The organism is Pseudomonas asiatica (assembly GCF_009932335.1).
GTDB classification, from domain to species: Bacteria; Pseudomonadota; Gammaproteobacteria; order Pseudomonadales; family Pseudomonadaceae; genus Aquipseudomonas; species Aquipseudomonas asiatica.
The window spans coordinates 2,072,968-2,096,062 of the sequence record NZ_BLJF01000001.1 but is presented as its reverse complement, the minus strand read 5'-3'; the positions used below and the strand labels follow the sequence as shown (position 1 = coordinate 2,096,062).

Below are 23,095 nucleotides of genomic sequence, written 5' to 3'. Positions count from 1 at the left end.
TGTACAGCTGCGCTTTTCAGCTACAGGACTGTTGTGAGGGTAGATGGCCATATGCCCTATTTCAAGAACAGCCAGTTGGACATGTACTTGCCGTCGAACGTGATGCTGTAGCGTCCATCCTGGTAAGCCATCGGCAAGGGTTTCAACTGGGCCTGTGCATCCCGGGCGAACAGCTTCAGGCCAGCAGGCGCCTTGATGCTCAAGGTGCCGGCAAGCGGCTCTACGTTGAACGGTGTCTTGTCATCGGCCTTGGGCACGGCCCGGGTACCCAGCGACAGCAGCAGTTCGCGCGACTGGCCCAGGGGGTTGCCGTCCAGGCTTTGCACCACGACGCTGGCGTACGGCGTTCGTGCTTGCACCTGGATGGCGCCCAGGCTGATCAAGCGACCTCCCAGCCATCCGGTGGCGGCCTGGGTCAGCGGTGTATCGATGGTATAGATGCCCTGTTGCCAGTTGCGCTTGAGTTCGCCCGTATCGCTGACCGCTTCCGTGGCGTCGGCCGGTAGCAAGGACTGCTCCGGGTCCTGCAGTACCTGCGCACCGGCAGGGATGGCGGCGGGTTTCAGCCAGGGCAACTCCGGCGTCTGTGGCAGGGCGATCTGCAGTTGGCCCTTTTCCATGGCCGTGCGCAGCAGTGGCGAGTTGCGCGGAGTGATCTCCTGGTTGTACAGGGTGGCGGGCGTCGGCGCGAACACGTATCGGGTAGTGGCCGGCTTCACATCCGCACGGCGATAGAGCAGGGCGGCAGCGGGCAGGGTGGCGATCATCGCCGGGTCGTTGTACGCGTGCCAGTTATCCGCCGTGCGCCAGCCAGGGTTGAAGGCCTGCTGGCTGTAAGCGTACTGCATCATGGCGTCCCAGCCCTGGTGGGCAGCGGTGCCGGCCACGTACAGCGGCAGCGAGTGGCGGTCGGGCAGCGGGAAGGGTTCGGCGTTCCACTCGGTGACGGTCAGCGGCTTGCCGACTACCTGGGCGGCAGCGAGCCAGTCGATCACGCCGTCGCTGGTCAACGGGTTCTTCTCCAATTGGCCATTGGCACCGTAGCCATGGGCATCGATGACATCGCCTGTGGTCAGTGCCGGCAGCGCGCTCAGGCCATTGCCGCCCCAGGTACTGGTGGTGGCGATCGGCACTTTCACGCCGAGGCCGCGCAGGTGAGTGATCATGTCGGTGTTGAAGCGCTGTTCCAGGTCGTTGAGAAACAGCTTCGAAGGGCCATGCTCCCAGGCGCGCCAGGTGAGGTCGGTGGGCAGGTCATATTGTTTGGCGAAGGCTTTGGCCGCTTCCATGTAGCGCTCGCTATGGCGCGGCACGTCCTTGTTCGGCATCAGGGCGTTACCATAATGCTGGGTGAGGTCGTTCTCATTGGTGAGCAGCACGGCAGCGATGGCGGGGTCGTCCTTGTAAGCCAGGCCGGTGTATTCATTCACATGAGTCAGGTACTGCTCGGCAAAGCGTTTCATCGCCTGTTGGATGCTTCGGTTCACATAGGCGTAACCCTTCAGGTCGACCTGGCTCTCACCCTTGGCCAGTTCCTTGAAGTCATCGATATTGTCATTGGCAGTAAGCGCCCGCTGCACGTGCAGGTCCAGCCAGATATAGATGCCCTCGTCCTTGAGCGCCTTGATCCACAAATCGAGCTTGCGCAGCGATTCGGCACTGAGCTGCTGGGTATCGCGCACCAGGGTGCCGTCGCCGAACACGTTCGGGCTGACCCAGGGCGAGTCGTGGTGATGCAAACGCACCAGGTTGAACCCCAGTGCCGACAGGCGCTTGGCCTGTTGGCGGATTTCTTCGTCGGGGCTCTTGAACAGCGAATAGGCGGACAGGTTGGTGCCCCAGAAGCGCACTGGGGTGTTGTTTTCGAACATCAGCTGCTCGCCGACGGCCTTGACGAAGCCATGCTTGCCGGCAGGCTTTTCCGGGGCGTTGAGGAATGACAGGTCCACGGGCGAGGTGCGCCAGTCCAGTTGGTCGTCGGGCCAACCGGCGGGGTCGGCCAGGCCGAAGCGTTCGCTGGGCGTGGGACCCAGGTCGATGTCGCCGGTGATGTTCAGCACCGCCTTGATCTGCTGCCGACCAGCGTTGATCGGGTCGCTGTAAATGAACGCACGCAGTTCGGACGGGTTGCCGCGCTCGAAATACACCTTGGCCAGCGGCGGGTCGAAGCGCATTTCGATGCGTCGGCCCTGGTCAGCCTTGCCCCATGACCAGCCACGGTTGCCGGGCAGCAGCTGCGGTGCACCCATGCCCCCGGCAATTTGCCCAGGGTCGAACTCGAACACCATGCCACCGCCCATTACTCCGGCCTGGCGGCTGTGGGCCTCGAGGTCGAAGGCCCAGCCCAGGGTTTGCGCCTGCTCCTTGCGGATATCCGCCGCCAGATCGAAGTCCAGTTCCTTGTTCTTGCCCAGCAGCGTGTAGTGGCCGGGGCCAACTACCTTGAACGTGGTGGAAAAACCGGTCCAGCTCCAGTTGGCCGCCCAGAAGTCGAACTTGGCTTTCATCACTGGCCCACCACCGCGGGTCACCAAGGGCAGGCCGTTCTGTTCATCGACACTGACTTGCCACGCTGAGGCCCAGCCGGTGAGCGGCAGTGAGGTCAGGCCGGCGATGGCCGAAACCCGCAGCAGGGTTTGAAAACCCCAGCGGCGCAGGGGGAGCAGGTTCATAGGCGTCACCTGGGTTGAAGGGCGGGGTCGGCCAGCGCGATGGCCTGGCTGTTGTGCAGCTTGCGAACCATCTGGACATAGGCCACGCCCAGTCCGGCGACAGTCCAGTACACCACCGGGATGAAGGTGATGCTGCTGACGGTGAAGATGATCACCAGGATGCCGATCAGTGTCGCCAGCAATGCCCGGCCGAGCTGGCGTCGCTCGTCGTCCTTGTCGGGGAAACTGCGCATGGCCTTGCGGATACCGTGCAGTACGGCAGCGAAGAACGCCACGAACAGGCCCAGCCCGACCAGCCCGACCCGCAGTGCCAGGTTTATATAGGTGTTGACGATGTCGATGATGCCGTCACCCTGGATCATCGATTGCATTTCCGGGGTGTTGCGGAAGTCGAACGAGCCGAACAACGGGTTGCGCTGGATGACGATCCACGAGTTGTCCATCAGCCGTTCGCGGTAAGTGATGTTCTCTTTCTCGAGGTTGCCGATGAACGGCAGCATGTCCAGTACCTTGTCGCCACCGGGCACGATGGTCAGCAAGGGCAGGGCCAGCATGCCGGCCGCAGCGAGCAGCGCCAGGCGCCTGACCGCACCTTTGCCCAGGGCGATGAACACCACCACGATGACCACGGCACCGATCCACGGGCCGCGTGACAGTGGCGCGAACAGCCCTGCGGCCAGCAGCAGGGCGCCCAGGGCCCGCTGCAGGGGGCGGCGCACGTAACCCTGGACGAAAAGGAACAGGCCGATGGCCACGCTCATCACATAACCCAGGGCAATCGCCTGCCCGGTGGTAACGCTGGCGCGCAGCGAACCGCCACGGCTCAGGTAGCCGGACATGCTCCACGGCACGCCCATGGCGTCGACCAGGGCACTGTACAGCAGCCAGTGGCGCACGTACTCGGCCACGCCGATCAGGGCCAGAACGAATGAGGCAAGCACGAAGGCCAGCAGGGTGTCCTTGAAGTCGCTGATCTGGCGCAGGCCACGGCTGGCCACGTAATACGGCAGTAACACGTCGACAAACAGGTACAGCGTCTGGCGCAGGGTGTCGGTCAGGGTGGTCTCGCGCAGGTACAGCACGCTCATCAGCAGCAGGCCGGCCGCCAACAACCTGTCGGGCCAGGTGCGGCCGAAGCGCAGGGTGTCGCCTTGCCGGCGCAGGGCCAGCGCCGCCGGCAACAGCACGCACAAGGCCAGCAGGCGGATATGGTTGAGGTCGACCAGGTAATTGACCACGCCAAACCCGGGCACCTGCACCGAAGCCGGCGGGATCAGGAACAGCAGCATGTAGAACAGCGCCATGGGGTTGTGTTCGCGGCGCCCGGCGATGTACAGGATGACGGCGCCAGCACCCAGGTACAGCCAGAAGCTGTGCGAGAAGAAGGCCAGCAGGGTAAGCAGGAACCACAGGTTGCGTCGGCGCTTGAAGTCGCTCAGCGGAATCAGGTCGGTGGCAGGCCGCCGCGCCAGCAGGAAGACCACGCTCGCCAGAAAAAGGATGACGATCAACGCACGAAAATGTTCAGGCATTGGCTATGTGCACCTTTGCATCGGTGGGCAACGGCTAGCGTCGTGGCTGATTGAAACTATAGTGACCTTTTAGCCAGTCAGTCAGAGATTGCTCTCATGCCGTCGATTGATGTGTCTGCCACCGCGAGCCTGCGCAAGCGGGCCCTGAGGGCCGGGTCATGGAACCTGGTTGCACAAGTGGCGTCACAGGTGATGCGCCTTGGCGGCAACCTGATCATGGCCCGCTTGCTGCTGCCGGAAATGTTCGGGGTGATGGTCATCGCCACCACCGTTTCGGTACTCCTGCATCTACTGTCCGATGTCGGCCTGCGGCAGAACATCATCCAGAGCCATCGCGGTGACGACCCGGATTTTCTCAATACTGCATGGACCGTGCAGATCATCCGCGGCTTCGTACTGTTCGCCCTGACCTTGCTGCTGGCCTTGGGGGCCTGGTTCGCCCAGCTCGCCGAGCTGTGGCCGGCGGACTCCACCTATGCCGCACCGGTGTTGCCGATGGTGCTGGCGGCAACCGGGCTGTCGGCGGTGATCTGGGGCTTTCAGTCCACCAAGATAGATGTCGCGGTACGGACTTTCCAACAGAAGCGCGTGGTGCTGGTGGACCTGGCCTCGCAGGCGGTCGGCCTGGTGGTGATGCTGGTGCTGGGCTACCTGACCCATTCGGTGTGGGCACTGGTGATCGCTGGCCTGGTGTCTGCCGTGGCCTGGACCCTGCTCGGTCACACCGCCCTGGAGGGGCATGACAACCGCCTGCAGTGGGACCGCAGCGCGCTGACCGAACTGATCGTGTTCGGCCGCTGGATCTTGCTGTCGTCGATGGTTGGCGTGTTGGCCATGTACGGTGACCGCATGTGGTTTGGCGCCAGCATGACGGCGGCACAACTGGGTGTGTATTCGATTGCCGTGTTGATCCTGGGTGCCGTGCAGACCGCGCTGATGAAGGTTTTCGGCGCGGTGGCGCTGCCCGCCTTCAGCGAAGCGGCACGGGCCGATGACAAGGAGCGCCTCAAGGCCCTGTATTACCGCTTCCGCCTGCTGGTCGACCTGCTGGTGCTGTTCATCTGTGGTGGCTTCCTGACCGCCAGCCCGTTGCTGATCGGTTGGCTGTACGACGATCGCTACCGTGAAGCTGGCCCGATGATGGCCATTCTTTCGCTGTCGTTCCTCACATTGCGCTATACCTTGGCTCATCAGGTGTGGATTGCCCTGGGCCTGACCAAGTACCAGGCCATGGATAACATCATCCGCCTGGTCTCGTTGTGGGGGTTGTTGCCACTGTTGCTGGCGATCGGTGGCGTTGACTGGGCGATCTGGGGGGTTGCCCTGCATACCGTGCCAACCCTTGTGTTGATCGTGTACGTGAATCGCAAGCTGGATATGTTCAGCCTGAGGCGTGAGCTGGTGGTACTGCCGATGCTGCTGGTCGGGGCGCTTTGCGGGGCGCTGCTGACAGCCTTTTTCAACTGGCTGTAATTCGGCTTGTCGGGTGAAACTTTCTAAGGTGCAGGTCATTGGATCATGGGGAAACTTACGTTTTGTACTGCGCAATTGGGTCGTAGGGGGTTTCTCCAAAGTTGTGTCTTGCTTGGTGTAGGTGGTGTGGTGTTCGCTGCTACGCCAGCCGTCGCCAGCCAACCTGCTGGCAGGCCTGGGTTCGTGGTGATCAACGGCTGGGTACTGCCGTCCCGTTACTTCCGGAACGAGCACGCATGATCAGGGACTATCAGCAGCAGAAGGCGCTGCGCGACAGTTACGATGTCTGCATCATCGGCGCCGGCCCGGCCGGTATCACCCTGGGCCTGCGCCTGGCCGCCGCCGGCTGGAGCGTCCTGCTTGCCGAAGGTGGCGGGCGCGAGTACTCGGCGAACTCGCAAGCCTTGTACGCCTGTGCATCCACTGGCCTGGAACTGTATGCCGGGGAAGCTCGCCTGCGTTACCTGGGCGGCACATCCAACCATTGGGCCGGCCGTTGCCGGCCGTTCAGCCCCTCGGACTTCGCAGTCCCTCCCATTGGCGACTTGCCTGGCTGGCCCATTCCTTATTCGGAGATCGCAGGCTACCTGCCTGCTGCCATGGATATCGTCGACCTGCCGCCAGGGGCGGACTTTCGCGCGTTGAATGATGGCCTCGACGGCGGTGACTTCGAACCGGACCGCTTTCTGCTCAGCCCGCCAACGCGCTTTGCGCAGAAGTACGCCACGGCCCTGGAGCAGACCCAGGGCCTGGACGTATTCATCAACTGCAATTGCGTGAACCTGGAGTTCGACCAGGCCTCCGGTCACTTGGCTGCAGTCGTGCTTTCCGATTACGAGTGCAATCGCCAGCGCCTGGTTGCAAGAAACTTCGTACTCGCTACAGGTGCCATCGAGAATGCCCGGCAACTGCTCAACAGCGAGTCGTTGGCGGCGGCGGGGATCGTGAGCAAGGACGGGCTGGTCGGCGGGTGCTTCATGGAGCATCTGAACATTGATCTTGGCACCTTTATCCTCAATTCGAGGCTGGCCCCTGAACCGCGCGAGTACTACACCACCGATGCTTTCGTTGAGGAGTACAAGGCAGGCAAGGGCAACGTCAGGGCCGCCTTGCTGGCTGATGTGCAAACCTATGGTCGTACTGCCGAGGTGAAGCATTTTCTGGAGAACCTGGCCTGCGACATGGGAGTAGCCAGCAAGATCGCCTTCGTGGCCAAGTTCAACTGCCCCGGTGATGGCGTCATCAGCACCATGATCGAGCAGTTTCCCAACCTGCACAGCCGTATTTCGCTGCTGGAGGAGAAGGACGCACTGGGCGTGGCCAAGGTCAATGTCAACTGGGCCCTGACCGCTGATGACCGGCACACCATCAAGTGCATCGGAAGCGAGCTGGCCAAGCAGTGGGCTGCCATGGACCTGGGCTACATCAGGCTCAATGACTTCGTTTACGACACCTCGATACCGTTGAAGTTGTCGCCACATGCCCATCACATGGGTACCACGCGCATGGCGTCTTCGGCGCAGTTTGGTGTTGTCGATACCAACTGCAAGGTGTTCGGTACCGAAAATCTTTATGTCGCCGGCAGCAGCATCTTTGCCACGGGCGGCGCTTGCAATCCGACCATGCCGCTGCTGCAGTTTGCGGTACGCCTGGCCGACCACCTCGATGCCAGGCTGAGCGCGGCCAGCGACGCCGTGGGGTGATGCATGTTGTAAACGGGTTGAGTGCGCGACGGTCAGCACCCACAAGAACGAGACCGGATGCGCCTCAGGGACAGTCCAGATGGCTTTGATTGCGAGGCTGGCAGAATGAAGGGATGGATACGCAAGGCAGTGGCGCACTATGTCCATGCAACGGGGCGAGGAAGCTCCTTCTACAGGAGGTTCTGCAAGCCGTCAGGGCTTGAGTGGGGGGCCTACCTTGCCCGCTGGGGCAACTTCCACTCGGTAGGCAGCAACTTCTATGTCAATACAGGCTGCAAGTTCCTCGACCCTTCGCTGGTTCGCATCGGCAACAGTGTGGGGCTGTCCGATTGCACCCTGATCGGTCATGACGGGGTGGTATTGCTGATCGAACATCGCTTCGGCAAGCACCTGGATTCGGTCGGTTTCATCGACATCAAGGACAACTGCTTCATCGGCCACGGTGCAATCGTCATGCCCCGCGTCACCATCGGGCCTGAGTCGATCGTGGCCGCCGGTGCCGTGGTGACCAAGGATGTGCCGCCGGGCACGGTGTTCGGTGGCAACCCTGCAGAGTTCATATGCACCACCGAGGCGTTGATCAAGCGGGTTGAGGCACGTTGCGAGGCCTACCCATGGATCGACCTGGTCAAGCAGCGCAATGGTGCCTACGACCCGCAACTGGAGCCGCAGCTGATGGCGCAAAGGCGCCAGTATTTCTTCGGGGACGGCAACAATGGCTAGCAAACCTGTGGACGTCATGGTGGTCAACTTCAACACGGCCGGGCTGCTGCAGCCGATGTTCGATGCACTGCGTCGGGCCGACAGCGAACGGCTGGCCAGCTACCTGGTGGTGGACAATGCCTCCGCCGATGACTCGCTGCAGCGCATGGCCGAGGTATGCCCGCAGGCGCTGCTGCTGAGCAACAAGCAGAACGTGGGGTTCGGCCGGGCTAACAACCAGTTGCTGGCGCACCTGAAGGGCAAGTACGCCTTGCTGCTGAACACCGACGCCTTTGTCGCCACCGATTCACTGCAGAAAACCCTCGACTACATGGAAGCCCACCCGGAGTGCGGTGTGCTGGGGGTCCGCCTGGAGGGACGCGACGGCGCCCTGCAGCCCAGTTGCCGCTACTTCCCCACACCGTTCAACGTGTTCGTCGGGCGTACCGGGCTGGGGCGCTTTTTCCCGGGCTTGAAAATGGTCGACGAAATGGATTGGGACCACGCTTCGGTCCGCGAGTGCGACTGGCTGCCTGGCTGCTTCTACCTGGTGCGCCGCGAAGTGCTCGACCAGGTGGGCCTGTTCGACCCGCGCTACTTTCTTTATTACGAGGAGGTCGACCACTGCAAGCGGGTGAAGGCTGCAGGCTGGAAGGTGGTGTTCTACCCGCATACCACGGTGGTGCACATCGGAGGGGAAAGCTCCAGATCGGTGGCCGAACTGGAGGCGGCCAGCCGACAGATCTCGTCATACCAGATCGAAAGCGAGCTGCTGTACTTCCGCAAGCATCACGGGCTGGCGGGCCTTGCCCTGCACATGCTGCTGGTCACCTTGGGCGACCTGGTACTGGCACTCAAGGCGCTGTTGAAACGACGCGGTCTGGGCGCAATACAGGCCTGCTGGCGTCACTGCCGGGCGACCTGGTCTCTGTTGTTCAAGACCCGGTACGCCAGCCAACCGACAAGGTAGGTGGAGCCATGTTCGAGAATATACGTGCCGACCTGCGTGCCCATGGGGGCGACTGGGGCGCCCAGGGCTTCTGGGTATTGCTGGTGTACCGCTTCGGCCGCTGGCGCTATGGGGTGCGCCCGGCACTGCTGCGAAAACTGTTTTCGCTCATCTACAAGGTCCTGTTCAAGTTCGTGCAGATCATCACAGGTGTGGAGCTGCCGTGCGAGGTGGTGATCGGCCGCAACTTCGTCATCGACCATTTTGGCGGCATCGTAGTCAGCGGCTATGCCCGGTTTGGCGATGACTGCCGCATCCGCAACGGGGTAGTGGTGGGCCTGAAGAACGTCGATGAGCCGATTGCACCAGTGTTCGGCAACAACGTCGATATCGGCACCGGGGCCAAGGTGCTGGGTAGCATCCGTATCGGCAACGACGTGATCATCGGTGCCAACGCCGTGGTGCTGGTGGATGTGCCGGACAATTCGCTGGCGGTGGGGGTGCCGGCCATCATCAAGGCCAGGCAACCGGCCGCCACGGCGCCCGTCGAGTGAGGCCCATGGCGAGCGGCATCGGAGTGGTGGTGATTGGCCGCAACGAAGGCCTGCGCCTGGAGCGTTGCCTGCGTTCGCTGCTACAGGGTACGGACAAGATCATGTACGTCGACTCCGGCTCTACCGATGGTTCACCGCACCTGGCCCGCAGCCTGGGGGTAGAGGTATTGGCGCTGGACATGGACACCCCGTTCACTGCCGCACGCGCGCGCAACGAAGGCTTTTTCGCCTTGCAGCGGCGGTTGCCGTCGCTGCAACGGGTGCAGTTCGTCGATGGCGATTGCGAGGTGGATGGCGGCTGGCTGGCCGCGGCGCAGGCGTTTCTCGACGACCACCCCGACGTGGCCGTGGTGTGTGGCCGCCGACGCGAGCGCTTCCCCCAGCGGTCGGTGTACAACCTGTTGTGTGACCTGGAGTGGGACACCCCCATTGGCGAGGCCAAGGCGTGTGGTGGCGATGCCCTGATGCGAGCAGATGCCTTTGCCGCCGTCGGCGGCTTTCGCCCCGAGCTGATTGCCGGAGAGGAGCCCGAGCTGTGCGTGCGCCTGCGGGCAAAGGGCTGGAAAGTCTGGCGCCTGGACGCCGAGATGACCCTGCACGACGCCGCCATGACCCGTTTCAGCCAGTGGTGGCGGCGTAGCCTGCGCGCTGGCCACGCCTATGCCGAAGGGGCTTACCTGCATGGTCAGCCACCCGAGCGGCACTGGTTGCGCGAATCGCGCCGGGCTTGGCTGTGGGGTCTGGGCATCCCCGTGGTAATCGTGCTGGCCTGCCTGCTGCTGGGCGGCTGGGGCCTGCTGTTGCTGGCGGTCTACCCGCTGCAGGCCGTACGCCTGGCACGCCGTGGTGGCAAGTCGGTGCGGGAGAACTGGCTACAGGCAGTGTTTCTGGTATTGGGCAAGTTCCCGGAAATGCTCGGGCAACTGAAGTTCCTGCGCCACCGCATCGCGGCCGGCAAATCGACGTTGATCGAGTACAAGTGAGAGAGGCCCATGATGCTCGGCACGATCGTCAAAAGCGTGTTTACCTTGCAACCGGGCTACTCGTTGCGGGCGCTGAACAACAAGTGCAGGTTGGCGCTGCAGATTGCCAGGCAATGGCCTGAACTGAACGCCTTCCTGCAGCGCATGACGGCGGCGCTGGGCCAGCAAGGCTTGCAGCGGCTAGGGGTGGATTGCATCGGTGTCGTGCAGTGGCCTTACCTCAGCAAATGCTGGGAAGCCCCGCAGCGCCTGGAGGTGGTGGCTTCGCACTTCGAAGTGCTGGCCGGGCAGTTTCCGGCGCTGTTGCTGCTGGGGCGGGACGAAAGCCTGACGCTGTGCGAGCTGTCCAGCCATTCGCCGGGTTGTCGTCTGGTTTTGGACCGGCCGATCTGGTTCAAGCGCGAAGGCGAGTTGGTATTGAACCTGTTTCAGAGCGACCTGCGCGTGGCATCCCTGGCATTCAGCCTGTGCCGCAGCCAGGGCGAACTGTGCCTGTTCATTGGTGCCGTGCAGGGCATCCACAAGGGTATCGACAGCGAAACCTCACTGGCCATCTACCGCGACCTGACCAAGGACTTCGAAGGGCTGCGCCCGCGCAGCCTGTTGCTCGAGGCATTGAAGTGCCTGGCCAGGACCCTTGGCGTGGCGCACCTGTATGCCGTCCGTGATGCCTGCCGCCACCATCGGCACGCGTATTTTGGCAGCGACAAAGGCCACGACCTGGCGGCCAATTATGATGTGATCTGGCTGGAACACGGTGCTACTGCATCGAGCCATGCTGACTTCTTCGCCCTTCCGCTGGCTGCGGTACAGCGGGCGGAACAGGATATTCCGGCGAAGAAACGGGCAATGTACCGCCGCCGCCAGGTGCTGCTCGACGATGTTTTCGCCCGCTTGCAGGCCGTGTTGCCAGGCAGCGGTCACAACCTTGGACTACAAGGGGAACAGGGGGATGTATCTGACGAGATGGCATCGGCGGGGCCCCGGCCGCCGGTAGTCGACAGCCTGAAGTAATCGCCAGCCCTGCCGCGGCAGGTCTGAATGTTCACTACGCGGGTCTTGATCTGGATTTCTATGCGCATTGCTTACTTCATAAACCAGTACCCGAAGGTCAGCCACAGTTTCATCCGCCGCGAGATCCTGGCGCTGGAGCGCCAGGGGGTAGAGGTGCAGCGTATTGCCCTGCGCGGGTGGGACGCCGAGTTGCAGGATGCCGACGACGCGAGCGAACGGGCCAAGACCCGCTATGTGCTGCAGCGTGGCATCAAGGGGTTGCTGGCACCGGCCTGGCAAGTGCTGCGGGCACAGCCGCGCCGGTTCTTCCGGGCACTGCAGTTGGCCATGCGCGTTGGCTTGCGGGCCGACCGCGCCTGGCCCTACCACCTGGTCTACCTGGCCGAGGCCTGCCAGGTACTGCAATGGTTGCAGGCTGGCGAGGCAAGACATGTGCATGCACATTTCGGCACCAATTCCACCGAGGTGGTGATGCTGGCCAATGTGCTGGGCGGGCCGGCCTACAGCTTTACCGTGCACGGGCCGGAGGAGTTCGACAAGCCGCAGTTTCTGCACATGGGCGAGAAGGTGCGGCGTGCCGCATTTGTCGCGGCGGTCAGCTCGTACGGGCGCAGCCAGTTGTTTCGCTGGGTGGCACACGACCACTGGGCCAAGGTGAAGGTAGTGCATTGCGGCCTCGAGCGCAGTTTCCATGAGGTGGCGCCGGTTGGCGTGCCCACGGCGCCGCGCCTGGTGTGCGTCGGCCGCCTGTGCGAACAGAAAGGCCAGCTGCTGCTGCTCGAGGCCGCGCGAGTACTGGCCGCCCGGTCGATCGCCTTCGAACTGGTGCTGGCCGGCGACGGTGAAATGCGTGGCCAGGTCGAGGCGTTGATTGCACGGTATGGCTTGCAGCAGCAGGTGCGCATCACCGGCTGGATCAGCAGCGCACAGGTGCGCGAGGAAATCCTGGCGGCGCGTGCGTTGGTGCTGCCCAGCTTTGCCGAGGGTTTGCCGGTGGTGATCATGGAGGCGATGGCCTTGCGCAGGCCAGTGCTGACCACCTATGTGGCAGGCATTCCCGAGCTGGTGCGGCCGGGCGAAAACGGCTGGTTGTTCCCTGCCGGTGCCGTGGACGAGCTGGCAGCGGCCATGGCCGATTGCCTGGCACAACCTGCCGAAGTGCTGCAGCGCATGGGCGAGGCGGCACGCCAGCGTGTGCTGCAACGGCATGACATCGATACCGAGGCGGCCAGGCTGGCCAGCTATTTCAAGGCATCCGCATGATGAGTGTATTGGCTTGGATACTGGGCATGCTGGCGGCCATCGTCCTGTTGCCGGTGCTGCTGCTGTTGGTGCAGGTGCTGATGGCCTGCCTGCCTGCACGCGCGCAGCCGATGGGCAACACCGCCCGTCCGCAGGTGGCAGTGCTGGTGCCAGCTCACGACGAGGCTTCGATTATTGGTGCCACGCTGGCGAGCATTGCCCCGCAGTTGCGGCCTGGCGACCGCTTGCTGGTGGTGGCGGACAACTGCACTGACGACACCGTGCAACTGGCGCGCGAGGCGGGTGCCGAAGTGGTGGAGCGCCACGATGCACGGTTGCGCGGCAAGGGCTACGCCTTGGACTTTGGCGTGCGCCACCTGGCCGATCAGCCGCCCGAGGTGGTGATCGTGGTGGATGCCGACTGCCAGGTGGGCGAGGGGGCAATCGAGCGCCTGGCGCGGCGCTACCGAGAAGTCGCTCGCCCGGTGCAGGCGCTGTACCTGATGTACGCACCGGCAGGGGCTGGGCTGACAGTGCAGGTTGCCGAGTTCGCCTGGCGGGTCAAGAACCTGGTGCGCCCGCGTGGTTGGGCGCGGCTGGGCCTGCCATGCCAGTTGATGGGCGCCGGCATGGCATTCGGCTGGCGTGACCTGACCTTGATCGACCTGGCCAACGGGCACCTGGTAGAGGATGTGAAGCTGGGCCTGGACCTGTGCCAGCAGGGCAAGCCGCCAGTGTTCTGCCCCGAGGCCGTGGTCAGCAGCCGGTTCCCTGCCAGCCAGCAAGGCCTGGGCAGCCAGCGCACCCGCTGGGAACATGGGCACCTGAGCCTGATGCTGGCCGATGTGCCCAAGCGTGCGCTGGCGGCAATCACCCAGCGTAACGGCAGCTTGCTGGCCATGACCCTGGACCTGCTGGTGCCGCCGCTGGCGTTGCTGGTGCTGGCCTTGCTCGGCCTTAACCTGGTGGCCTGGCTGGCGTACCTGCTGTTCGGCCTGGCGGCACCTGCGTGGATCGCCCTTTGCGCGCTGGCCTTGCTCGGCCTTGCTGTCGCAGTGGCCTGGGCGAGTTTCTGTCGCGAACTGATCCCGTTCTCCGTGCTGCTGTACGCGCCGTTCTACGCTGTAAGGAAGCTCCCCTTGTATCTGCGGTTCCTGATCAAGCGACAGGTTGAATGGGTACGTTCGAAACGGGATGAAGACTGATGGCTCATTGGCAGGAACGCTGGAACACCCTTGTCGGCAAGCTCGAAGTGGTGCCGGATGCCACTGCCGCGCAGCGCCTGCTGGACAGGCTCAGCGCCCCGAAAGCCGCGACCGTGCTGGGCTTCGTCAATGCCCATGCAATGAACCTGGTGGTTCGTGATGGCGCCTGCCACCAGGCATTGTCAGCGGCCGACGTACTGCTGCGCGATGGTTCCGGCCTGGCGATCCTGTATCGCCGGCTGGGGCTTGAGCCAGGGCTCAACATGAATGGCACCGACTTCATTCCAAGGCTTCTGGCTGCCTACCGTGGGCGGCGGGTTGCGTTCTGGGGCACCCGACAGCCGTACCTGGACCAGGCCGTGCAACGAAGCACAGCCACGTTCGGGGTGGTACCGGTGTCGGTCCACGATGGCTTTGCCAGCGTCGATACCTACCTGCAACTGGCCAGGGATTTGCAACCTGAGCTGATCGTGCTGGGCATGGGAATGCCCAGGCAGGAGATTGTGGCCGCAAGGCTGGCGGCAGCTGGGGGGCCGTGCCTGATCGTGTGTGGCGGCGCGATCCTGGATTTTCTCGGCGGCAAGGTCAGCCGGGCGCCCGAGTGGTTGCGGCGGTTGGGTGGGGAGTGGCTATACCGGCTGTTGCGCGAGCCGAAGCGTTTGTTCATTCGCTATGTTGTGGGCAACCCGTTGTTCCTCGTGCGTACCCTGCTGTTCCGCCGCGACGGTGGGCGGCCAGGCACACCGTATGAGCGTCAGAATCCGCACGAACGGTGATTCCGGGCACGCTGATGGCGGATGGCTGCTACAGTTTGATCAATGGCTTGCGGCTGCAGGATTTTGCTCCACGGGCTTTGCATGAGCCGTTGTCAAGCCTTGCTGGTTGGTGGAAGGCATTTGCTGCGCGCAAATTGATGAGGTCTGAAATGGTCTTAGAGCCGAGAAGCAGTCGTTCCTTACTGCAGAGAAGAAGCAGCGTAAGTAACGCCATTCAGGCCGGCCTCGATGGAATTGCAGTCATCGGTATTGCCTGGTACCTGATCTACGACCAGTTCGGCTACATCACTTCCGATTACGTGATCATGCTGCTGTTGCTGGTTGGCGCACTGGCAGTCATCTACGATCACTATGCGATCTACCGTACCAACGTCGGGCTTTCCATCAAGGCTTTCCGGCTGTTCAAGGCCTGGTCGGCAACCTTTTGCTTCCTGGTGGTCATGGCCTTCCTGGCCAAACAGAGCGAAACCTATTCGCGACTGCTGGTCGTGCAGTTGTTCATCATTGGCTACATCGCCCAGTTGTTCCTGCACTTTGCCGTGCGCGAATTGCAAAAGCGCTTTAGCGCCCATGCACGCCTGGACAACGCCCTGATCATTGGCGCCGGTGACTTGGCCAACTTCCTGTATCAGAAAATCAGCAACAACCCCTGGTTCGGCGAACGCGTGCTGGGTTGCGTGCTGATCGACAATGCCGATGAGTCGGGGCGCGAAAGTGCCGAAGGAAAGCAGCGCATGCCGGTGCTCGGGCTTATTGCCGACCTCGACGATATCGTGGCCCGCCATGGCATTCGCACGGTGTACCTGGTGACCCCGCTGGGCGGTTCCGAGGTCATCAACGATGTGTATCTCAAGTTGCTCGACAAGTGCATTGCGGTGAACTGGGTACCGGATATCTTCTCGTTGCGCCTGATCAATCACAGCGTGCGGGAAATTGCCGGCATACCTGTGCTGACCTTGTCGGAAACACCGCTGACGGGCATGAGCCTGTTCTTGAAGAACCTCGAGGACAGGGTGTTGGCGGCGCTGATCCTGCTGCTGGCATCGCCGGTGTTGCTGGCCGTTGCGCTGGCCATCAAGCTCGATAGCCGCGGCCCGGTTTTCTTCCGTCAGGAGCGCACCGGCTGGACGGGGGAGGCGTTCCGTATCTGGAAGTTCAGGAGCATGCATGTCCACCAGCCGGAAGATGGCGTGGTGAAGCAGGCGCAGAGGGATGACCCACGGCTGACCCGGGTCGGCGCCTTTATCCGCCGCACCAGCCTCGATGAACTGCCGCAGTTGTTCAATGTGCTGACCGGGGAGATGTCGCTGGTAGGGCCGCGGCCGCATGCGTTGCAGCATGACACGCTGTATTCGCAGGACATCGTCGACTACTTCGCTCGCCACAATATCAAGCCTGGCATGACCGGCCTGGCGCAGGTGCGTGGGTTCAGGGGCGAAACCAGGGATATCGAACAGATGATCCAGCGGGTGGACTCGGACATCGAGTACATCAACAACTGGTCGCTGTGGCTGGATTTCGTGATTCTGGTGCGCACACTTAGCGCCTTTACCGGCAAGCAGGCTTATTGAGACCTCCCCAGGTGTGGCTGCGCTGTCGCCGGAGAACAAATATCGCTCGCTTGGCGCGTCCTTTGTAGGAGCAGCCTTGTGCTGCGAAGAGGCCGATACAGTCAATAGACAGGCTTTGTCAGCCCCGGCCTCTTCGCAGCACAAGGCTGCTCCTACAGAACCCCGCCGAACCAATGAGTCATGTGTTGTTCTATGAGAGCGATTTCGTGCAGCCGCAATTGGTTGGCCTAGTCCTTGTTCAGCGGGTGCAACTCCCTGAAACCCCGCGCTTCCTCCACTAGCCAGTCATGCACCGCCCGCGCCCCCGGCTGGTTCAGCCCGCCCGGTGGGTAATGCACTACATAGCGCTTGTGATTGGCGATAGGCACCCCGAACGGCACGATCAGTGCGCCGCGCTCCAGTTCGTCGTTGAGCAGCGTGCGTCGGGCGATCGCCACGCCAATGCCGGCAATCGCCGCCTCGATGGTCAGGTGGTTGCGGTTGAAGGTATGCCCGCGCCGCACATCCAGGCCGGCGGCGCCGATGCCCTCCAGGTAGAACTCCCATTCGGCATATTCCGAACTGCCGCGCCAGGCCGTAATGTCGTGCAGCAGCGGGTAGTGCACAAGATCCGCCGGCCCGTGCAGCGGCGGGCGCCCGCGCAGCAAGGTGGGGGAGCATACGGGGAAGATCTGCTCGTCCAGCAGTGGTGTCGAGAGCATGCCGGGGTAGCTGCCATCGTTCAGGTCGATGGCCAGGTCGAAATCGCCCGGGGTCAACGCCTGGGCACTGTCTTCGGCCACCAGACGCAACTCGATGTCCGGGTAGCGTTGTTGAAAACGCGGAAGACGAGGCGTGAGCCATTTGGCCAGGAACGACGGGATCGAGCGCAGGCGCAAGGTGCCGCGGATCTCACCTGCATCCAGGCGCAGCAGTTCGGCTTCGATGCTGCCGTAGGCTTCGGTCACCGTCTGTGCCAAGCGTTGCCCTTCGGCGCTCAGTTCCACACCACGTGCCCGACGCAGGAACAGCTGGTAGCCCAGGCGTTCCTCCAACTGGCGCATCTGTTGGCTGACGGCGCCCGGGGTAATGTGCAGCTCTTCGGCACAGCGGGTGAAGGACAAGTGCCGGGCCGCACAGGCGAACACGTGTAGCCAGACGAACGTCTGGCCATTGAGTTGTCGTCGCATCGTTTAGTACCACTAAAGCCTTGCTTAGGAAGTTTCGTTGGTCATCCGTGAACCAGCGCGGCAGTATCGCGCAAAATCGCAATATCGCTCAATTTCTCCAGATAACCGCGCTGCGGCTTCATACCCGGGCACGGTCAGGCATTAGCATGGCTATCAGTGTTTTCGACCTTTTCAAAATCGGCATCGGGCCGTCCAGTTCCCACACCGTCGGCCCGATGCGGGCGGCGGCTACCTTTGCCCAGGCCCTGCGCGAACAGGGGCTGCTGGCCCGGGCAAGCCGTGTCGAGGTGCGGTTGTACGGGTCGCTGTCGGCCACCGGGGTTGGCCATGCCACCGATCGCGCCTGCCTGCTCGGCCTGATGGGCCAGTGGCCGGACCGCATCGATCCGGCCACCATCGAGTCGCGCATCGGCCAGGTGATGCAGGAGCACTGCCTGATGCTCGATGGCAGCCACCCACTGGCGTTCGAGTACAGCCGCGACATGCTGCTGCTTGACGAGAACCTGCCGTATCACCCCAATGCCATGAGCCTGGAAGCCATGGACGGGCAGGGCAGCCTGTTGCGCCAGACCTACTATTCGGTAGGCGGAGGCTTTATCGTCGAGCAAGCCGAGATCGATGCGCCAGCGGTCGAAGCGAACGCGGTGGTGCTGCCGTACGAGTTCGACAGCGCTGCGCAATTGCTGGCTTTGTGCAAGGGCCATGGCTTGAGTGTGGCGCAGCTGATGATGGCCAACGAATGCGCCTGGCGCTCGGAGGCCGAGGTACGCGAGGGCCTGCTGCGGATCTGGGGTGCCATGCGTGAATGCGTCGACAATGGCCTGCGCAATGAAGGCATCCTGCCGGGCGGGTTGCACGTCAAGCGCCGTGCGGCGCGGCTGCATCGCAGCCTGCAGGAGCTGGGCAAGCCCAACGTGATCGGCTCCACCCTCAGCGCCATGGAATGGGTCAACCTGTTCGCCCTTGCGGTGAATGAAGAGAATGCCGCCGGCGGGCGCATGGTCACAGCACCTACCAATGGTGCTGCCGGCATCATCCCGGCGGTGCTGCATTACTACATGAAGTTCAACCCGGGGGCGTGTGACGCGGACGTGGTGGACTTCCTGCTGGCGGCAGCGGCGGTTGGCATCCTGTGCAAGAAGAACGCATCGATTTCCGGGGCCGAGGTTGGTTGCCAGGGCGAGGTAGGTTCGGCCTGTTCGATGGCCGCTGCCGGCCTTGCCCAGGTGCTGGGCGCTACGCCGCCGCAATTGGAAAATGCCGCCGAGATTGCCCTGGAACACAACCTTGGGCTGACCTGCGACCCTGTCGGCGGCCTGGTGCAGGTGCCGTGTATCGAGCGCAACGCGATTGCTGCGGTGAAAGCGATCAACGCCGTGCAGATGGCGTTGCGAGGGGATGGCGAGCACTTCATCTCGCTCGACCGGGTGATCCGCACCATGCGTGATACCGGGGCGGACATGCATGCCAACTACAAGGAGACCTCGCGTGGCGGCCTTGCCGTTGCCTTCGTAGAGTGCTGACGCGGTCAACTGTAGGAGCGGCCTTGTGTCGCGAAAGGGCTGCGAAGCAGCCCCAGCGATTTCAGCTTGAATATGTGGATCTGGGGCCGCTCCGCGCCCCATCGCGACACAAGGCCGCTCCTACATGGACCAGTGAGGCTTTAGCGGGCTTTCTGCTTCGCTTCCAGGAAACTCGCACGCATGTCCTTGGCCCAGCCATCCAGCACCGGCTTGACGTCATTCAGGGTCAGCTGCGTGGTCTTGTTCTCCAGCTCCTGCCCCGTGCCCTTGCGCACGACCTGGGCCAGCACTTTCTGACTGGCACCATCGAGGAACGCAGCTTCCACGCCGACATCCACCTCTTGGTCACGGCCGCCCATGGCGGTGTTCACACCGGCTGAAATCAGCGCGATAGGGATGACCTCATAGGGCTTGAGGCCCTCGTTGCTGGTGGACACCGCAGTGATGGCCGGGCGCACCACGATCACGCCCGGGCCGGGGCCCTTGGCCAGTGGTACCACGCTGCCCATTTCACGGCGCAGCGCTTCGTTGAAGTAGCGGGTGATTTCCTGCAGCGTCTGCGCCGAGATGACCGGCGTCGGCTGCGGCTTGGGGTAGAACTGGCTGGGCTCGATGAACACCTGGCTGTACTGGTTGACGTTGACCTTGGGGTCGATCCAGCGCATCACCGGGTCACCCGACGGGCTCTTGGTTTCCTCCAGACGGCTGTAATCCTTGAGGAAGCCGGAGTAGTCCTTTGGGTCCACGCGATTGCTGGAGCAGGCGGCCATGGTAAGCAGTGCGGCGCACAACAGGGTAATGCGGGGCAATGATTTCATGATGAAGATGCATCCATGATAGGTCGGCCAGAACAACGCTAGCAGGTGCGGGGCAGTTGGCCAGTGGGCTGGTTCAATCTGTAGTGGGAAGTGGCTACGGTCACGTTCCCAAGCGCGCAAATTCCTACAGTGTCTTGGGACTTCGCTGGCTTTTCAGTTTCTGCCGCCCTTGGAAAACTATGCCCGTTAAGGAGCAGAAGTGCTGCGATTCGCGGGCAAAGTCTTTCTGGGTTTGCTCTGCCGGGCGTTGCAGGCGGGTGGAGGTATGTTGTGAGCAGCAAACTGATTGAATCGTTACGCGAGGACCTTGTCGCCCTGCACGAGGCCGGAGCGATCGGCAAGGTCACGCTTCGGGATTACGAAGCGCTATGCCCTGCACCGGTGCGAGATTTCAGCGCACTGGACATACGCCGTTTGCGCGAGGCACTCAACTTCAGCCAGCCGGTCTTTGCGATGCATTTGCACACGAGCGCATCGACAGTGCGCAAATGGGAGCAGGGCGAGACGCGTCCATCGGGACCGGCTTTGAAGCTGCTGAATATCATTAAAAACAAATGGTTACAGGCTCTTCTTTGAGTCCTTTATCTTTGTTCTTTGAAAGCCCTTTAAAATCAGTGAATTACGGAATTTTTTGAAAAATTTCCTTTAACTTCCGATTCGCAGGCAAGCCTGCTGCCACGTCAACCCAGCACCTCCCGCAGTCGATACCACAACATCCCCAGCGCCAGCAGCGGTGAGCGTAGTGCCTTGCCACCGGGGAAGGTCAGGTGCGGCACGGCGCTGAACACGTCCAGCCCCTGGCTGTGGCCGAGGGCGATGCTTTCGGCCAGCAGTTTCGCCGTCCAGTGCGTCACGTTCAGCCCATGCCCGGAATAGCCCTGGGCGTAGTAAACATTGGGGTGCTGGCTGAGGCGCCCGACTTGGGGGAAGCGGTTGGCGGTGATGCCGATCATGCCTCCCCACTGGTATTCGATACGCACGTTGGCCAGTTGCGGAAACACCTTCAGCACCTTGGGCCGCATGTAGGCGCCGATGTCCTTGGGGTCGCGGCCGGAATAGTGGCAGGCGCCGCCGAACAGCAGGCGCCGGTCTGCCGTGAGGCGGTAGTAGTCCAGGCCGACTTTCTGGTCGCACAGCGCCATGTTCTGCGGGATCAGGCTGTTGGCCAGCGCTTCGGGCAATGGCTCGGTGGCCACCACGTAGCTGCCGGCCGGCAGCACCTTGCCGCTCAGGCGTGGTTCCAGTTCATCGAGGTGGGCGTTGCAGCCCAGCACCAGGCTGCTTGCCCGCACCTTGCCACGGGCTGTGTGCAGTGTCACGCGGGGGCCGTGCTCGATGCGCAGCACCGGGCTCTGCTCGAAGATGCGTACGCCCAGGCCGTGGGCGGCGCGGGCTTCGCCCTGGACCAGGTCAAGCGGGTGCAGGTGGCCCGAGCCCATGTCCACCAGGCCGCCGGCGTACTGGTCGCTGGCGACGATTTCATGCAGCTGGTCGGCACTGACCAAGCGGGTTTCAGGGCGATAACCGAGTGCGGCCAGGTCGTCCTGTTCGTCCTTGAAGGCGGCGAACTGCGCAGGGGTGTTGGCCAGTTCGCAGAAGCCCCAGCGCAGGTCGCAGGCAATGCCGTACCGGGCGATACGGCTGGCCACCAGCGCTACCGAATCGATGCCGGCCTGTTTCAGGTAGTGCACACCGTCCTGGCCGACATGCCGGGCAAAGCCGCTGACGTCATGGCCGATGCCGCGAATCAGCTGGCCGCCATTGCGGCCGCTGGCACCCCAGCCGATGCGTCGGCCCTCCAGCAGCACCACCGAGAGGCCGCGCTCGGCCAGTTCCAGGGCGGTATTGACCCCGGTCAGCCCGCCGCCGACCACGCACACATCGGCGCTCAGCTCGCCGTCCAGGCTGGGGTAGGGCGCCGCATCGCGTGCCGTGGCGGCATAGTACGAAGCGGTGTGTTGGGTAGTGAAAGACATGGGCGTTCTCGGCTCAGCGGTTGGACTTGATCTTGCTCCAGGAGCGAGTCATGACACGCATGATTTTCGGGCTCGGCGTGCTGGAGATGTACAGCTTGTCCAGCACGTCCTGGGGTGGGTAGATCTCAGGGTTGTTTACCAGCGATGCGTCCATGTAGGCCTGGGCATCGGGGTTTGCATTGGCATATCCGACCGTGGCGCTGACCTTGGCGATCACCTTGGGGTCGAGCAGGTAGTTGATGAACGCCAGGGCTTGTTCGGGGTTGTTGGCGTCCTTGGGGATGGCCAGCAGGTCGAACCACAGGTTGCTGCCTTCCTTGGGAATGCTGTAGGCGATCTTTAACCCGTTCTTCGCTTCCACGGCGCGGTTGGCGGCCTGGAACACGTCGCCGGAGTAGCCGAAGGCCACGCAGACATTGCCATTGGCCAGGTCGGAAACGTACTTGGAGGAGTGGAAGTAGGTGATGTAGGGGCGCAGTTCGAGCAGGCGGGCTTCCGCCTTGGCGTAGTCGGCCGGTTTCTCGCTGCGCGGGTCCATGCCCAGGTAGTTGAGCACGGCCGGGAACAGTTCATCGGGCGAGTCCATGAACGCCACGCCGCATTGCTTGAGCTTTTTCAGGTTCTCGGGCTCGAACAGCACCGCCCATGAATCGATATGGTCGACGCCCAGGGCCGCCTTGACCTTGTCGATGTTGTAGCCGATGCCGTTGGTACCCCACAGGTAGGGTACGGCGTACTGGTTGCCTGGGTCGTTCTGTTCAAGTTGCTTGAGCAGCTTGGGGTCCAGGTGCTGCCAGTTCGGCAGCTTGCTGCGGTCCAGCGGCAGGAAGGCACCCGCCTGTGCCTGGCGTGCGAGGAAGTGGTTGGATGGCACCACTACGTCATAGCCGGTGCGCCCGGCCAGCAGCTTGCCTTCCAGTGTTTCGTTGGAGTCGAACACGTCATAGACCACCTTGATCCCGCTGCTGGCCTGGAAGTCGGCCACGGTGGTGTCACCGATGTAGTCGGTCCAGTTGTACACGCTGACCGAGGGAGTGGCCTGGGTAGTGGTGGCGAACAGCAGGGTGAATGCGGCGGGTATCAGGGCTTGCAGATGACGCATGGGGACACCTCGTTGGTATTGTTCTTGGCGTTCGGTTTATGGCGGCCGCTCCCACAGGTGACTCATCACCTTGTAGGAGCAGCCTTGTGCTGCGAACAGGCCGGTAGGGCAAAGGATCAGCTGTGGCGGCA

Annotated in this window: 19 protein-coding genes; 13 read left to right on the top strand and 6 right to left on the bottom strand. The window is 62.7% G+C overall.

Annotated elements, in window-relative coordinates:
* Positions 1 to 56: 56 nt before the first annotated feature.
* On the bottom strand, positions 57 to 2,672 hold the full coding sequence (locus GYA95_RS09875; RefSeq protein WP_015270413.1) for a cellulase family glycosylhydrolase: 2,616 nt from the start codon (positions 2,670 to 2,672) through the stop codon (positions 57 to 59).
* Positions 2,673 to 2,677: 5 nt separating this feature from the next.
* The gene (locus tag GYA95_RS09870; protein ID WP_015270412.1) at positions 2,678 to 4,204 is read right to left on the bottom strand and encodes an O-antigen ligase family protein; all 1,527 of its coding nucleotides are present in this window, start codon (positions 4,202 to 4,204) and stop codon (positions 2,678 to 2,680) included.
* A gap of 96 nt (positions 4,205 to 4,300) precedes the next feature.
* Here GYA95_RS09870 and GYA95_RS09865 point away from each other — a divergent pair, with 96 nt between their 5' ends.
* From GYA95_RS09865 to GYA95_RS09815, 11 genes are all read left to right on the top strand, one after another.
* On the top strand, positions 4,301 to 5,677 hold the full coding sequence (locus tag GYA95_RS09865; RefSeq protein ID WP_015270411.1) for an oligosaccharide flippase family protein: 1,377 nt from the start codon (positions 4,301 to 4,303) through the stop codon (positions 5,675 to 5,677).
* A 236-nt stretch (positions 5,678 to 5,913) separates the two neighbouring features.
* Positions 5,914 to 7,380, top strand: a complete 1,467-nt coding sequence (locus GYA95_RS09860; protein WP_015270410.1) for an FAD-dependent oxidoreductase — start codon at positions 5,914 to 5,916, stop codon at positions 7,378 to 7,380.
* 105 nt (positions 7,381 to 7,485) lie between these two features.
* Positions 7,486 to 8,103: an acyltransferase gene (locus tag GYA95_RS09855; RefSeq protein ID WP_024087161.1), complete on the top strand. Its 618-nt coding sequence runs from the start codon at positions 7,486 to 7,488 to the stop codon at positions 8,101 to 8,103.
* Positions 8,096 to 9,052 carry a glycosyltransferase family 2 protein gene (locus tag GYA95_RS09850; protein ID WP_015270408.1) on the top strand — a complete coding sequence of 319 codons (957 nt, stop codon included), beginning with the start codon at positions 8,096 to 8,098 and terminating at the stop codon, positions 9,050 to 9,052. The genes GYA95_RS09855 and GYA95_RS09850 overlap by 8 nt, the downstream gene beginning before the upstream one ends.
* Positions 9,053 to 9,060: 8 nt before the next feature.
* A complete protein-coding gene (locus tag GYA95_RS09845; RefSeq protein ID WP_013972705.1) occupies positions 9,061 to 9,585 on the top strand; it encodes a serine O-acetyltransferase in 525 nt (174 codons plus the stop codon).
* A gap of 5 nt (positions 9,586 to 9,590) precedes the next feature.
* Positions 9,591 to 10,568, top strand: coding sequence for a glycosyltransferase family 2 protein (locus tag GYA95_RS09840; protein ID WP_015270407.1), 978 nt, complete (start codon positions 9,591 to 9,593; stop codon positions 10,566 to 10,568).
* A gap of 9 nt (positions 10,569 to 10,577) precedes the next feature.
* A complete protein-coding gene (locus GYA95_RS09835) occupies positions 10,578 to 11,582 on the top strand; it encodes a VirK/YbjX family protein (RefSeq protein WP_043935637.1) in 1,005 nt (334 codons plus the stop codon).
* Between the two features lie 60 nt (positions 11,583 to 11,642).
* Positions 11,643 to 12,845, top strand: a complete 1,203-nt coding sequence (locus GYA95_RS09830; protein WP_015270405.1) for a glycosyltransferase — start codon at positions 11,643 to 11,645, stop codon at positions 12,843 to 12,845.
* Positions 12,842 to 14,029 (top strand): glycosyltransferase family 2 protein, encoded by a 1,188-nt coding sequence (locus tag GYA95_RS09825; protein ID WP_015270404.1) that lies wholly within the window; start codon positions 12,842 to 12,844, stop codon positions 14,027 to 14,029. Before GYA95_RS09830 ends, GYA95_RS09825 begins: the two co-directional genes overlap by 4 nt.
* On the top strand, positions 14,029 to 14,805 hold the full coding sequence (locus GYA95_RS09820; protein ID WP_015270403.1) for a WecB/TagA/CpsF family glycosyltransferase: 777 nt from the start codon (positions 14,029 to 14,031) through the stop codon (positions 14,803 to 14,805). The genes GYA95_RS09825 and GYA95_RS09820 overlap by 1 nt, the downstream gene beginning before the upstream one ends.
* 149 nt (positions 14,806 to 14,954) lie before the next feature.
* On the top strand, positions 14,955 to 16,376 hold the full coding sequence (locus tag GYA95_RS09815; RefSeq protein ID WP_015270402.1) for an undecaprenyl-phosphate glucose phosphotransferase: 1,422 nt from the start codon (positions 14,955 to 14,957) through the stop codon (positions 16,374 to 16,376).
* A gap of 227 nt (positions 16,377 to 16,603) precedes the next feature.
* Here the strand turns inward: GYA95_RS09815 and GYA95_RS09810 are convergent, their stop codons facing one another.
* Positions 16,604 to 17,545 (bottom strand): LysR substrate-binding domain-containing protein, encoded by a 942-nt coding sequence (locus GYA95_RS09810; protein ID WP_013972698.1) that lies wholly within the window; start codon positions 17,543 to 17,545, stop codon positions 16,604 to 16,606.
* A 146-nt stretch (positions 17,546 to 17,691) separates the two neighbouring features.
* Here GYA95_RS09810 and GYA95_RS09805 point away from each other — a divergent pair, with 146 nt between their 5' ends.
* Positions 17,692 to 19,068 carry an L-serine ammonia-lyase gene (locus tag GYA95_RS09805; protein WP_015270401.1) on the top strand — a complete coding sequence of 459 codons (1,377 nt, stop codon included), beginning with the start codon at positions 17,692 to 17,694 and terminating at the stop codon, positions 19,066 to 19,068.
* 140 nt (positions 19,069 to 19,208) lie between these two features.
* Here the strand turns inward: GYA95_RS09805 and GYA95_RS09800 are convergent, their stop codons facing one another.
* Positions 19,209 to 19,886 carry a DUF3313 domain-containing protein gene (locus tag GYA95_RS09800; protein ID WP_015270400.1) on the bottom strand — a complete coding sequence of 226 codons (678 nt, stop codon included), beginning with the start codon at positions 19,884 to 19,886 and terminating at the stop codon, positions 19,209 to 19,211.
* 270 nt (positions 19,887 to 20,156) lie between these two features.
* On the opposite strand from GYA95_RS09800, the gene GYA95_RS09795 reads away from it, so the two are divergent.
* Positions 20,157 to 20,462, top strand: a complete 306-nt coding sequence (locus GYA95_RS09795) for a helix-turn-helix domain-containing protein (protein ID WP_015270399.1) — start codon at positions 20,157 to 20,159, stop codon at positions 20,460 to 20,462.
* Positions 20,463 to 20,566: 104 nt separating this feature from the next.
* On the opposite strand, the gene GYA95_RS09790 is transcribed toward GYA95_RS09795, so the two are convergent.
* Positions 20,567 to 21,862, bottom strand: coding sequence for an NAD(P)/FAD-dependent oxidoreductase (locus GYA95_RS09790; RefSeq protein ID WP_015270398.1), 1,296 nt, complete (start codon positions 21,860 to 21,862; stop codon positions 20,567 to 20,569).
* 13 nt (positions 21,863 to 21,875) lie between these two features.
* Entirely contained in the window at positions 21,876 to 22,964 is a 1,089-nt protein-coding gene (locus GYA95_RS09785; RefSeq protein ID WP_015270397.1) for a polyamine ABC transporter substrate-binding protein, read from the bottom strand.
* Positions 22,965 to 23,095 lie beyond the last annotated feature (131 nt).

Coding starts and splice junctions, on each gene's coding strand:
- GYA95_RS09875 (WP_015270413.1), bottom strand. CDS start 2,672: ATGAACCTGCTCCCCCTGCGCCGCTGGGGTTTTCAAACCCTGCTGCGG.
- GYA95_RS09870 (WP_015270412.1), bottom strand. CDS start 4,204: ATGCCTGAACATTTTCGTGCGTTGATCGTCATCCTTTTTCTGGCGAGC.
- GYA95_RS09865 (WP_015270411.1), top strand. CDS start 4,301: ATGCCGTCGATTGATGTGTCTGCCACCGCGAGCCTGCGCAAGCGGGCC.
- GYA95_RS09860 (WP_015270410.1), top strand. CDS start 5,914: ATGATCAGGGACTATCAGCAGCAGAAGGCGCTGCGCGACAGTTACGAT.
- GYA95_RS09855 (WP_024087161.1), top strand. CDS start 7,486: ATGAAGGGATGGATACGCAAGGCAGTGGCGCACTATGTCCATGCAACG.
- GYA95_RS09850 (WP_015270408.1), top strand. CDS start 8,096: ATGGCTAGCAAACCTGTGGACGTCATGGTGGTCAACTTCAACACGGCC.
- GYA95_RS09845 (WP_013972705.1), top strand. CDS start 9,061: ATGTTCGAGAATATACGTGCCGACCTGCGTGCCCATGGGGGCGACTGG.
- GYA95_RS09840 (WP_015270407.1), top strand. CDS start 9,591: ATGGCGAGCGGCATCGGAGTGGTGGTGATTGGCCGCAACGAAGGCCTG.
- GYA95_RS09835 (WP_043935637.1), top strand. CDS start 10,578: ATGATGCTCGGCACGATCGTCAAAAGCGTGTTTACCTTGCAACCGGGC.
- GYA95_RS09830 (WP_015270405.1), top strand. CDS start 11,643: ATGCGCATTGCTTACTTCATAAACCAGTACCCGAAGGTCAGCCACAGT.
- GYA95_RS09825 (WP_015270404.1), top strand. CDS start 12,842: ATGATGAGTGTATTGGCTTGGATACTGGGCATGCTGGCGGCCATCGTC.
- GYA95_RS09820 (WP_015270403.1), top strand. CDS start 14,029: ATGGCTCATTGGCAGGAACGCTGGAACACCCTTGTCGGCAAGCTCGAA.
- GYA95_RS09815 (WP_015270402.1), top strand. CDS start 14,955: ATGGTCTTAGAGCCGAGAAGCAGTCGTTCCTTACTGCAGAGAAGAAGC.
- GYA95_RS09810 (WP_013972698.1), bottom strand. CDS start 17,545: ATGCGACGACAACTCAATGGCCAGACGTTCGTCTGGCTACACGTGTTC.
- GYA95_RS09805 (WP_015270401.1), top strand. CDS start 17,692: ATGGCTATCAGTGTTTTCGACCTTTTCAAAATCGGCATCGGGCCGTCC.
- GYA95_RS09800 (WP_015270400.1), bottom strand. CDS start 19,886: ATGAAATCATTGCCCCGCATTACCCTGTTGTGCGCCGCACTGCTTACC.
- GYA95_RS09790 (WP_015270398.1), bottom strand. CDS start 21,862: ATGTCTTTCACTACCCAACACACCGCTTCGTACTATGCCGCCACGGCA.
- GYA95_RS09785 (WP_015270397.1), bottom strand. CDS start 22,964: ATGCGTCATCTGCAAGCCCTGATACCCGCCGCATTCACCCTGCTGTTC.